At 47.2% G+C, this 12020-nt stretch carries 9 protein-coding genes; 1 reads left to right on the top strand and 8 read right to left on the bottom strand.

Going from position 1 to position 12020, the window contains the following annotated elements:
• Positions 1 to 8: 8 nt before the first annotated feature.
• Positions 9 to 2426: a response regulator gene (locus QGP82_RS15975; protein ID WP_490794313.1), complete on the bottom strand. Its 2418-nt coding sequence runs from the start codon at positions 2424 to 2426 to the stop codon at positions 9 to 11.
• 303 nt (positions 2427 to 2729) lie between these two features.
• Entirely contained in the window at positions 2730 to 2966 is a 237-nt protein-coding gene (locus tag QGP82_RS15970) for a hypothetical protein (protein WP_163668639.1), read from the bottom strand.
• Between the two features lie 374 nt (positions 2967 to 3340).
• Between QGP82_RS15970 and QGP82_RS15965 the strand changes: the two genes are divergently transcribed.
• The gene (locus QGP82_RS15965) at positions 3341 to 4000 is read left to right on the top strand and encodes a GerMN domain-containing protein (protein WP_163668637.1); all 660 of its coding nucleotides are present in this window, start codon (positions 3341 to 3343) and stop codon (positions 3998 to 4000) included.
• 91 nt (positions 4001 to 4091) lie between these two features.
• Here QGP82_RS15965 and QGP82_RS15960 read toward each other — a convergent pair whose 3' ends face one another.
• From QGP82_RS15960 to QGP82_RS15935, 6 genes are all read right to left on the bottom strand, one after another.
• A complete protein-coding gene (locus tag QGP82_RS15960; RefSeq protein ID WP_499060210.1) occupies positions 4092 to 4820 on the bottom strand; it encodes an LOG family protein in 729 nt (242 codons plus the stop codon).
• Between the two features lie 27 nt (positions 4821 to 4847).
• Positions 4848 to 6002 carry a hypothetical protein gene (locus tag QGP82_RS15955; RefSeq protein WP_499060209.1) on the bottom strand — a complete coding sequence of 385 codons (1155 nt, stop codon included), beginning with the start codon at positions 6000 to 6002 and terminating at the stop codon, positions 4848 to 4850.
• A gap of 402 nt (positions 6003 to 6404) precedes the next feature.
• Complete coding sequence (locus tag QGP82_RS15950) at positions 6405 to 6872, bottom strand: Hsp20/alpha crystallin family protein (RefSeq protein WP_499060208.1); 468 nt, start codon at positions 6870 to 6872, stop codon at positions 6405 to 6407.
• 231 nt (positions 6873 to 7103) lie between these two features.
• Positions 7104 to 8660, bottom strand: coding sequence for a bifunctional aminoglycoside phosphotransferase/ATP-binding protein (locus tag QGP82_RS15945; RefSeq protein ID WP_499060206.1), 1557 nt, complete (start codon positions 8658 to 8660; stop codon positions 7104 to 7106).
• 228 nt (positions 8661 to 8888) lie between these two features.
• On the bottom strand, positions 8889 to 9308 hold the full coding sequence (locus QGP82_RS15940) for a response regulator (RefSeq protein ID WP_499060204.1): 420 nt from the start codon (positions 9306 to 9308) through the stop codon (positions 8889 to 8891).
• A gap of 2 nt (positions 9309 to 9310) precedes the next feature.
• Positions 9311 to 11869: an HWE histidine kinase domain-containing protein gene (locus tag QGP82_RS15935; RefSeq protein ID WP_499060202.1), complete on the bottom strand. Its 2559-nt coding sequence runs from the start codon at positions 11867 to 11869 to the stop codon at positions 9311 to 9313.
• Positions 11870 to 12020 lie beyond the last annotated feature (151 nt).

The following is a 12020-nucleotide window of genomic DNA, read 5'->3' as shown; positions in this document are numbered from 1 at the left end:
CCTGACTTTTAAACCGATAAACTATGGCCAGGCTGGGCTCGCTCTAAACGTTTCAGCGCCTTAATCACCAGACTGACATGATCACCCACGGGCCAATTATCTGATAATGCCTGGTCCTCTGACGGATAGATCGCTAAGCCAGCACTAAAGCTGATGGGTGATAGATAAGGTTGAGGCTTTTCAGTCGACTGATCTCTAGAAAATTCGCTGTTTCTCTGTTGAGGCAGTGGCACCTGATGAAGCTGTTTGCGCACGGTGCGTAACCGATGCATGGCCTCCTCAATGGTGAGACCATACATGGCCACGATAAATAAGCGTCCTGCCCAGCGCCCTACCACATCATCACCCACAAACGTTTGGTGGAGAAGATGGGCAAAATGTACGAGCACTTTGTCACCTAAGTCATAGCCATAATGGCGATTAATGGCATCTAGATGATCGAGGGATAGCATCGCAATGCACACCCTTTGATGGTGTTGTTGGCCTTGCGCTAAGGCCTGGGTCACGGTCTGAATCGCCTGATGACGATTGGCCAGGCGCGTTAACGTATCAATCTCTATCTGAGATTGTGTCATCCTTGCCCGTTCTAAACGATTCAGGATGCGGGTGACAAGTTCTGGCCCAACAATGGGTTTGGAAACATAATCGTCAGCCCCCATCTCAAATACCTGGTGCTTGGTGCCAACATCGGCATGGGCGGTGAGAAACAGAATGGGAATATGGCACCATCGTAAGTCGCTGCGGACCACCTGGCATAGGGCCAAACCATCCACATGGGGCATTTCAACATCGAGCACCAGCACATCCGGTTGGATTTCATTCAAGACATCCCAAAACAGCCGTGGGTCCACCAAGGTAAAGACTTTTAACCCCCAGGGTTTTAAAAGACCTCCCATGGCGTCTAGAATCTGGGGGTCATCATCGACGACCAAAACCTTAGCTATGTGGGCGTGGGAGCGCATCCAGAGATCAATGACGGTCTCCACAACGGCTGATGCAGGTGTTGTCGATGGAATAAATCCCCGTCCCCCTAATTGGGAAGCCTTGACCCGATCTAGCAGGCTACCGTGCTCGGTGCGCAGTAATACTGGCACAGGGGGAGTTGAGGCCTGTAGCTCAGCCAAGAAGGCCACCATATCAGGGCTGAGGGATACCGTTTCTGGATGATCATCGGTCGCTGACAAATCTAAAATAACCACATCTGGGCGATGGCTATTCAGCAGTGTCAGGGCCTCAATGGGATCGGCTTGCAACTGTAGTGTCCAATCAGTGGCCACATTCGCTAATGCGGCTGCACATTCGGCCTGGAAGTCTTCATGCGGGCTAACAATCAACAAGGATGCCGTATGGATGGTCAAGGCAGCGCCTTGGGGCGGTGCTGGTTTGGGATAAAACAGGGTGGGGGTGTCACTATGTACAGCACGTTGGACCGTATGCCGTAGTTGACCAATTAAGTCGGCCAGTTGCGTGCGCTCATGATCAGGGAGCGTTGGCCAGTTTTGGAAGGCCTGTTCAGCCTTGTGGGCTAGCTTTGAACCCAGATCAAAATTGAACATGCCTAAGGACCCCGCTAGCTTGTGGGCCTCTGTCTCGGCTTGCTGTCGCAGGTCTTCAGCTAGGGTATTGCTAACACCGGCAGAGGTGGCTTTTTCAATGACCGCAATGCGCTTGCTCAGGCGTTGTTTAGCTCGTTCCCAAATTGCCATGGTCGCCGCATTAGCCTGGCTTACCACTTCAGACGATAGTTCTGATGTTTCTGCATGGAGTCGATAGCCAATACCGTACACCGTTTCGATGGGGTCATGGGGTACACCAGCCGCTTTTAAATGCTGCCGTAGCCCCTTGATGTGGGCGGTGATCGTTTCTTCACCGGGGGATCCTTCAAAGGACCACAGGTGATCGAGAATCGCCCCACGACTAAACACGCGTTGGGGATTACGCAAAAAAAGTTCTAGTAGATCGTATTCCCGTGGCCTTAGATAAATGGGCTTACCCCGATGGGTGACTTCACGGGGGCTAGGGTCCAGGGATAATTCTTCCCAGGTCAGTACCGGCAGCAGCGTGCCCGACTCCCGTCGCTGTAGTGCTCGAATACGTGCCAGCAGCTCCGCCAGGTTGAAGGGCTTGGTCACGTAGTCGTCAGCCCCGGCATCCAGCCCCAGTACTTTGCTGCTGCTGTTGTCCTGGGCCGTCAGCAATAAAATGGATGTCTGAATGCCCTGGGCCCTCAATTTGCGGCAAAGGCTCATGCCATCCAGTTTTGGCAACATGACATCTAGCAAAATTAAGTCATAGACGTCAACGGAGGCCAATTCCCAGCCTGTTTGACCATCAGTCGCTACGTCGACAGCATAGTGCTCTGCTGTCAAAGCCCTAACTAATGCTTCTATTAAAATAGTGTCATCTTCAACCAGGAGAATCTTCACGCTTAACTCCCCTACTGCAACTACCACACCAAAAATTAGCGCTATCAGGCCACTATTAGGTCATGGGTCTATTGGCCCACGCTAACGCGAGTTCAAGATGACTTAGACAGGTGTTTGTAAATTGCAACACTCATGGGAGAGGAGTGAGCAAGAAGCGAGGGCGTTTGAGGGAGTGAAGTCGTTCTATGCACGGGTTTTCTAAAACTCTGTAGACCCTACCAATCATAGATAAAACCATTAAGTTTATTTTTTAAATAAAACTTAATTTTATAGGGCTCCCGGCCATATATCACGTTAAAAACTTTAGTTAGAACATTGGGGGCTCAGGGATGACGCGGCAGGCGTTGATGGCTCATTGAGCAATCTGTTATCGGATTCAGACCATGCCGGGATACGGCGTATTATTGGCATAATCTCTTGTTTTGCCAAAATTTGACCATTTTCATCAATTTTAAAGTCCCGTTCGGGGATGTATCCGGCCAGGGTCAGTGTGAGTAGTAACTGATTGACTTCAGCCTTAGTGAGATGACGTATTGCCATGATGGAGGCGAACATTCCTTAACTTTGCTTAATCCTAGCCTAATAAGTAATTCTGAAAATGTGGTGAAACAACCGTTCAGAAGTCTGAATTAAGAGGCATCACTGTCTACATAAAATCCTCAAATTGTTGAGTTAGCTTGAAGACAATGGTTAAGCTCAATGAACACGCTTGATAAATTCTGGGGTGTTGCTGATTCTTAAGAAGATTTAAGCTTAAAAATCCTGATATAGGGCGATCTTGCCAGATCGATTCATTCTCTAAATCAGCAACGGCAATAAATCAGCAACGGCAATCCTGATTGGGTTTAGTCAATATCTGCCATAGAAATATCTGTCGTAGATGAATATCAGAACAGTTGTTTCTGGAGCAAGCTATGAGCGCACAAAAGACCTTACATCCCTTCAATTGGAAAACACTAGAAATGTATCTAGTGGCCATTATCTTGGGTGGTTTGGCAGGCTGGGGATACTGGTGGACGTCTCAACAAACTGACTATGTGTCAGGGGGGATAACGAGGGTAGAGAGTCTAGATTTGTCGGATGCGATCGCAAGGCTCAACTCGTCCTTACCAGCGGAGCTGGCTGCCTTAGTCATCGTGCAGCCCCAAACCTACTGGGTGAGCATTTCCAATCAGCAAGAGCAGCTCTTACCTCAACCGCTATCAGTAGAAGCGCAAGCATCTCCAGCAGTGATGCTGACTGAAGCCATGGAAATGTTGCTGGCAGGCTCAGTGAAGATCGACGATGCCTTCACCGCTATTCCTAAAAACACCCAGTTACTCAGTTTGACCACCAATTCTAGGGGTATCTATGTGAATTTATCCCAGGAATTCACCTATGGTGGGGGCTCCAGTTCAATGATCTATCGAGTTGCCCAGGTCATTTATACCGCCACAAGCCTGGACCCCAATGCAAAAGTCTATTTATCAGTGGCAGGGCATCTAATTGATGACGCCCATCCACTGGGGGGTGAAGGTCTTGTATTAGAACAGCCTGTCACCCGTCAGTCTTTTGCTAAAGAGTTTTCTTTTTAGGTGATAACAAACCCTTAGAACAACCATGCTTTTGAGGGTTTCATGCGATCCAAGGAGATTTTATGATGAGGGCTAAACTTACACCAATGGTCTAAGCGGCGGGGTGTGCCTGCTGCCAACGTTGCTGAGAGGCCCGGAGGATCGCGATCGCATCTTCATACCGCTCCACACAGCGAGGGATAGCCATATCGGCTGGATCAATCATGGGCGTTTGCTCATCAAGCATGCTGGTCTGGGTCCAGTCCAATAGACCTTTCCACATGGAACCAACCAAAATAAACGGTGTTTGATCGAGTTTACGCACTTGCAGTAGCTGCCAAATCATCAGCGCTTCTAAGGTTGTGCCAATACCACCTGGCATCACGACAAAAGCATCCGACATTAGAACAAAGTGGTGTAGTCGAGAGAAAAATGTACGATGACAGTAAGCCTCTTCCACAAATGGGTTAGTGGCTTGCTCGTGCTTTAAATCAACTCGAATTCCAATGGATTTGACCTGATCATTGGGGTCGGCTAAGACACTGCCCTCATTCGCTGCCTGCATTAAACCAGGGCCACCCCCCGTGACAATGTCACAGCCCAGTAGGGTTAATTCACTTGCTAACTGCTTAACCTCTTGATAGAGTTCGCTCCCTGGTGCCATACGAGCCGATCCAAAAATTGTGACCCGATAGCGAGCTCGCTTAGGAGGACGTAGGGCTGTTAAATTGTTCACCACCTCCCACAGACCTAATATTGATTGTTCTACGACTTCGAAAACAGCTTTGCTATCTGTTTCTATGGCTGTTGATAAACCCCTGAAATGGTCCGAATCAGCCATTAGGCATCTCCAGTAGCGACCTATCCATTATGCCCAAACATCGTCCATTTCGGGTATTTCCAATAAATCGGTCTGGTCACTATCGGATGAACCATTATTTAAGGCAGTTTGTTTAAGTGGAGGATGTTTCGCCAGGGATAGACTGGGTTTAATTTCATGTGTCTGACGATAGCTAGGCTGCTGGCTAGTATCTGGATTATTTATTATGGGAGATGGCGGCGCAGCATCTAGACGAGTTTTAGTCACTTTCCAGGCAGTCTGAGCACCAAGTTTACCAACTTTTACAAACGTCCATGTACCTCGCTGATAGATTTTGTCTTTTCCATGGCACTTAGGCTTAACTCCCATCAGTTGCTCAATCTCGTCAGTGGTCAGCAACCACTGTGCTGTTGCCGCCCGCTCTAACACATCCATATACCACAGTGGATTTGTCGTATGGGATTGAGCCATAATGGTTTGATTGAGTTGGTGTAGCGCCTGTGATATTTCAGAAATTGCATCCGCCAGTTGCTGATTCACCTTGAGCTGTAATGACGTGGTCAGCGGCTGCGTGGACACTATCGGCTTTGATGGGCTGCCGCCTTCATCCTCGTTAGCAACGTCCTTAGCGTTTGCCACCTTAGAACTCTGGTCTGTATTTTCTGTTGCAGAATCAGCTGTTTTCAAGGGTACATGGGAAGACTCTTTTTGCAGCTCAGGCTGAAAGGCCTGAGCTGCAATCCATGCTTGGTTGAGCTCATCTGCCAGATGTTGTAAATAGTCGGCTGACTCATCTGATCCTTGTTGTTTAAGTTGTTGAGCCACCTGTTGCATCTGATGGACCAACCCTGGTCCAATTAAATCATGGTGCTTGGCTAACAGATGTTCTTTATCGTTTTCTGAAGAACTTAACAGATCCTGTATCAGGGCTAAATATGCCTGGGACTTATCATCGTCCGGTTTGGGTATTGGCGTTTCTTTAACTAAAATATGGTGAAGTTTTGCCGCCCAATTGTGTAAAAAAATAGCAGCCTGGCGATTGCCCTCTCGCAACAGTTGTGAGGCCACTTGTTCCATGACTTGAAGCAGCTCAGAATCCACTAAATGCTCATGCTGCTTAAGCCGAATCCATTCTTCACCTTTGGGGCAGGTTAATAGTTCTTGAATAAGATTCAGATAGGCGTTGAGACGACGCTGTTGCATGGAAATATCCTCTTGATAATTTATTGGTAGGGGCGTACGGTCTTACCCCCTCTGCCTTTAGAGGCTACGGTGTACACACATCTAGAAGATAATGTCCCAAAAGGTATACCTGACCTTGAATTAGCCCTCATCCTAAATCCTTCTCCCTGGGGGAGAAGGACTTTGAGTCCAGGCCCCCCTTCTCCCCCAGGGAGTAAGGGGTTGGGGGATGAGGGCTCGATACTTGGAGCCGCTCTCCGACTTCTGTATACACCGTAGCTGCCTTGAGAGGGGGTATCGATCGTCAGGGCTATAGCTCGATAACCCCTCCCCAATGGTCCCCCTCAGCACTTTGGACAGGCTTTGCCAACGTCAGGGAAACCACATCGCCAAGCCTCTGGAGATGGGAGACTGTTAACCCTTTTAAGTGGCTTTAATTTTTACGGTTTTAGAAGCTGCAACTTCCGATTTGGGCAGCACCAGGCGAAGGATGCCATTGTTGTACTCAGCTGAAACAGCATCTTTGACAATATGGCTAGATAGGGGAATCACACGCTCAAATTTGCCATAGTGAAACTCAGAGCGAGTAATGTTATCTTCTTCTGTCTTCGACTCAGATTTGCGCTCGCCTTTAACGGTAACCGCTGTATCAGTTACCTCAATATTGAGATCATCCGCTGTCATGCCAGGGACTTCAAACTTAAGATGGATTTCAGTATCGGTTTCGTCCATCTCAGCTGATGGCATAAAGCTAAAACTAGCTTGAGCGTCAGAGGGACCAGGGGTAAATTGGGCAAACAATTTATCCAGCTCTTTTCTCAGTGTTTCCATTTCGCTGAAAGGTTCCCAATGTTCGATTTGACGGAATGGTTGCCAGTGCGTGAGTGTCATAGTAAACCCTCTAAAAAACATTTTTTTATATGGTCAGCCCTGGTTGGTCATAACTCCATAACCTCCAGGCCAACCCTTAACTTTATGGTAGGACGCAAAATTGAGGAATTTATGGGGCCAAAACATAGGAGTACGGAGACCGGAAGCAAAAGTCAATGGGCATATATTCTGCCTCCTGCCTCCTGATACCCCACCCAGCCGAGATTTCCTGGCTGACGTTGATGTCCAGCCTTAACACTCAGGGCTCTCAGTAGATGATGTGTAAGCTGTCACAGAGCCCATCTTGGCTGCTAGAGCTTGAATGCTTTCCCTTAAATTCATGTTGGTGTCAAGATATGTGGCTAGGGATTCTTCTTCGTGAGTTAATGCTTCTGCAGTTACTTTTTGCTTTGTCAATAACTCGCTGGTCGCATCAGAAATGTCATCTTTGCGCTGTTGCAGTCGCTGGCAAATAACACCGAAAGGCGCTTGGCACACAAGAATCGAGACGGGAATCCTTGACGCTTTGGCCTGAGTCAGGACAGCTTGCCGAGTAGCGATGCGATCGTATTTTGCATCGAGAATAACAATATGCCCGAGTTTTGCTAATCGGATACCTAAATCACCCAAGCGATCATAGGTTCTTTGGGTCATCTCTGACGTGTATAGATTCGCATCTCCTCGCTGCTGGAGTGACATCCCTGCCAGGTGTTTACGCACGGCATCAGAACGAATATGGAGTGCATTGGTGAGCAGGGCCAACTCCTGGGCTACGGTGCTTTTACCGACCCCAGAAAGCCCTGACATCAGGACTAGTTGTCCTGGGTGTAGCTGGGTATAACGCCAAGCCAGGGTGTAGTAGGCTTGGGACTGGGTTTGGATCTGCTCTTTCTTCTCAGCATCAATGGTGGGATCGTCCAAAAGAAACGAAGTGGTTTTTGCTCGAACATAGGCTTGGCGACTAAGGTATAGCGGTAAAACCTCTAACCCTTCCCAATCACCCGTTTCCTCTAGATAGGTATTAAGAAAGAGGTTACCCAGGTCATAGCGTCCATGGGCATCACAATCCATCACTGTAAATGCCACGTCATACATGGTGTCTACGTATCGAAATGCTTCGTTGAACTCAATACAATCAAATAGAAAGATACGGTCTTGCCATAGGCAAATATTTTTCAGGTGCAGATCGCCATGGCATTCACGAATCTTTTGTTGTTGGATACGCGTTTGAAAGCGCTCTTGATGCTCAGTAAAAATTCGATCCGTATACTTTTGAGTGTCTTGTAGCTGCTGTTGGGTTTGACCACGACCAATATACGGTAGGCTCTGGGCATAGTTTTCATCAAATGCCTGGCGAATCTTGACAACAGTGCCAAATGACTGAATGTAGTCGCTAACCATAGCGCGCTGATGGAAGACCGCCACTTGATGGGCAAGTCTTTTGATCAACGCTGGAGTTAATTTACCCTGAGCCAATAAATCAGAAAATAGAGAACCCGAGGGGAACTGATGCATTTTGACCGCATATTCAACCGGTTCTCCCTGCTCTAAAAGACTGAACTGTTCTCCCCGCTGATAAATGGGGATAGCGGCTAAATAAATTTCTTGAGCGGTGCGTTGATTTAACCGTAATTCTTCTTCCACATAGTGTTTGCGAGCTGCCAGGGTCGTATAGTTAAGAAAGCCATAGTTCACTGGCTTTTTGACCTTATAGGCATAGTTTCCTGTCAATAGGACATAGGCAGTGTGGGTTTGTACCAGTTCAATCTTATCTTGCGTCCAGTGAGGATAGAAACTGGGCCATAGCATTTGTTGAATAAGAGGAGGAAACCCCTGAGAGATCACTGCATACCTACCTATGAAAAGCCTACAGATATTTATTGCCTCGCTATACTATAGGATAGTAGAGCAATAATATGAGTATTTTGTGAGGGCAGAGAAAAATTAAATATAGGTCTATAGATCATCACTAGTGCTATGACCTAACATAGGTATTAAGAAAATATAAGGCTAAGAGCCTGAAACTTTGGGTCGAATCTAGCGATTTTCTAAGGATGGCTGTCGATTCGCTAAACACTGGTTAATAATGTCTACTAAGCGATCGGGGGCAATTGGCTTGTAGAGAGTTATATTTACACCTGTCCGTTTGGCGAGTTCTAGAGGCGTAGATTTGCTATAAACTCCGGGCTTGTATCCACTTACCCCGATGATATAAGGTGAGCCGTCATACTCCATTTTTAGTCGGGCTAGAAGTGTCAGCCCCCCTGCTGGAACAAACCGGCCATTCTGTTTAATCATCATGTCCATAATCACTATATCGGGCTGAATAGCTGTTGCGATCGCTAATGCATTTCGTATAGTTGTGCAACAGCAGACGTAGTGATTATAGGTTTCTAGTAACTGTCGCCATTGCAAGGCCAAGGCCATGTTGTCTTCAAAAATAAGTACGGTAGCCATAATCAACTAAGCAGGTCACTAACGAGTTTTTCTAACTTTGATTCATCAATGGGTTTTTTTAGGAGCGGCACCGACTCCAAGGAATTGGGAAGAGCGTGCTTGGAGTTATAACCTGTGGTAAAGGCAAACGGTATACCTTGTTCCATCAGGAAGTCAGCAATTTCGAAACTTGTTTCCTGTTTCAGATCAATATCCAATAAACAGAGCTGATAGCTTTCTTGCCGCAGATATTTAAAGGCGCGAGCGACGCTGGGGGCTGAGGTGATCGATTCTAATCCAATCTTTTTTAAAATACTTTCCATCTCCATCGCAACTAACAAGCTATCCTCTACCACTAATACTTGAATCTGTTCCATGGGCTTGAGTCGGTCAGTTTCTGGTACATTCGCCAAAGGACTAGGCTTTGTACCTCCTGCTTGACCCCACCGAATAAGATTATTGGGCAACCAAAATTCAGCCCTGATTCCAGAGGATAGAAAGTGGATCGTAGCCTCGCCCTCAAATTCATAGGGAATAGCTCGTTCAATTAGATCACGACCGAACCCCCGTCGCTGGGGAGGAGTCACGGTGGGGCCACCCGATTCTTGCCAGATCAGCTTAATCCCACCATAGTGTTCATACCACTGCACAGTCACATTGCCTGATGTAACTGATAAAGCACCATATTTAGCGGCATTGGAGGTGAGTTCATGGATCACTAAAACAAATGTTGGGACAAAATTGGCCTTGAGGCCAATCACGGGGCCCGTCAGGGTTACCCTAGGGGCTATATTGCTCAGGTAGGGGCGTAATTCAATGGCGAGTAAATTGCGTAAATTGGGCCATTCTAACCCATAGCCTGTGACTAGATCATGGGCGGCGGACAACGCGGCGATGCGGCTTTTTAGGGTTGTTGTATACTCTTCTAGAGAATTTGTAGACATTTCAGTTTGGCGAGCTATTGAGCGAATTAACGCCAAAATGTTTTTAACCCGGTGATTCAGTTCTGCCACTAAAAGATTTTGTTGACGTTGTTGAAAGTCTTGGATTTTAATTCTGGCTAAACGAATCAATTCAGTTCGGATCTCTAGGGCAATATTCAGGTCCGAAGGTGTCCAGGGGGCACAATGGTCCTTAACAATTTGCTTGTACTCTTCAAAGGAGCGTCTTGGGCGTAACTTAGGTTTAGGGCTATCTTCTACGAGCTCTTTACTCTCTGGATTACCTGCCCAGCGAATATCGCTAAGAATCTCATTTCTGAAGAAAATCAGATACAGGGGGGCATCGGAAGGAATTGTAAAGCATAGGCCCCCGGCACTACTGCCCCATGTTTTCACATCAGGCATATCAAGGTCCTGTAGACACTCAATAGTCGTGATATCGGTCTGCCCATGGTCATTATGGTGGTTTGCCAGGGCTAGAACTGTTGAAGTTGAGGGACTATTCCCGTAGCTCGCTAATACCTGTTGCTCACTGATAAAGGCTACGCCATGGGCCGATAGCAGCTGACAAAAGGGTTGGCTAGCTTGAATGATGATCTTGATCCAGTCTTTGGGTGTGGCTTGATCCGCTTGAATAGAGAAAAGCTTGTCTAGGATGGATGCTGCTTGTTTGCGATCGCGAAATCGTTCTTCAGCCAAGATTTGTTGGAACTGTAAGGAAAATAATTGCCTAAATAGTTCAACAACAGTGCGAAGATCGGGGGGGATTACCTTGGATTGTCGGTGGTGTAGGGCAAACAATCCCCACAGTTGCCCCTGCACTGTAATGGCAATGGCCATACTGGCAGTGACCCCCATATTCTTTAAATATTCACCATGGATCAACGATGAACCCCGAATTAAAGCCAGAGACAAGTCGAGGTCAGCTTCTGTTTTATCCAATGCCAGGATCGGAGCCATAGGGGCATGAACATCTGCCACAACACGAACACCTGTTTTCCAAAACAGACGACGGGTGGTATCTGGAATATCAGACGCCGGATAGCGTAAGCCTAAATAGGACTGAGCACCTGGACTGCTGGCTTCTGCGACAACTTCTCCGGACCCATCTGGTAAAAAGCGATAGGCCATCACCCGATCAAACCCAGTGGTGTTGCGTAACTCCTTTACAGCGAGAGCCAGCAATTGCTCTGAGCTAGACGTTTTCTCGAGCATTAATTGAGCTCGCATCAGGAGTGGAGTATGGGTATCCAGGTTTTCAGTAACAGGCTCTAGCTCAATCAAGGTGTGGGTGGAGCTACAATGGACACTCACATCAAGCCAGCATCCATGAATCTCATAAATTCCTAATCGATGGCGTTGAGTGGTAATTGTCGATAATCCGCAGGCATTATTAAGGTCATGAACGAGCGTGTCGGGTAAAATCGTATCTAGCGGCTGTCCCAAAACATCAGCACTTATCCCGTCAGTCTCATGTCCCAAGAGGTTACTCAGGTTATCGGAAACGTGGGTAATATACTCTAATGCACGGTCAGTGGCTAATAGTGCGCCAAAAGACTGAATTACTCCTGGGCTATGAATAGGTTCCTGAGCACAGGTAGTTAGCGCAATCTCCCATTGTTGAGCAAGGTCAGCAGACATAAGGTAACTCGTCTTTGTCGCGCAAAGTGTTTATTAATACATTTCACGTTATATCGTCCCAGTCTATTCGTGTTCTTATGAATTATTTTCAAATTTCTGGAGTTATGCCCAAGGGTAAGGTCATTGTTTGACATATGTTTGACCCTACAAA

Origin of the sequence: Leptothoe sp. LEGE 181152 (genome assembly GCF_032906605.1) — a bacterium.
GTDB lineage: Bacteria > Cyanobacteriota > Cyanobacteriia > Phormidesmidales > Phormidesmidaceae > Leptothoe > Leptothoe turfae.
The sequence above is the reverse complement of the archived record's forward strand: the minus strand, read 5'-3'. Positions and strand labels throughout refer to the sequence as shown.

Coding starts and splice junctions, on each gene's coding strand:
- QGP82_RS15970 (WP_163668639.1), bottom strand. CDS start 2,966: ATGGCAATACGTCATCTCACTAAGGCTGAAGTCAATCAGTTACTACTC.
- QGP82_RS15965 (WP_163668637.1), top strand. CDS start 3,341: ATGAGCGCACAAAAGACCTTACATCCCTTCAATTGGAAAACACTAGAA.
- QGP82_RS15960 (WP_499060210.1), bottom strand. CDS start 4,820: ATGGCTGATTCGGACCATTTCAGGGGTTTATCAACAGCCATAGAAACA.
- QGP82_RS15955 (WP_499060209.1), bottom strand. CDS start 6,002: ATGCAACAGCGTCGTCTCAACGCCTATCTGAATCTTATTCAAGAACTA.
- QGP82_RS15950 (WP_499060208.1), bottom strand. CDS start 6,872: ATGACACTCACGCACTGGCAACCATTCCGTCAAATCGAACATTGGGAA.
- QGP82_RS15945 (WP_499060206.1), bottom strand. CDS start 8,660: ATGCTATGGCCCAGTTTCTATCCTCACTGGACGCAAGATAAGATTGAA.
- QGP82_RS15940 (WP_499060204.1), bottom strand. CDS start 9,308: ATGGCTACCGTACTTATTTTTGAAGACAACATGGCCTTGGCCTTGCAA.
- QGP82_RS15935 (WP_499060202.1), bottom strand. CDS start 11,869: ATGTCTGCTGACCTTGCTCAACAATGGGAGATTGCGCTAACTACCTGT.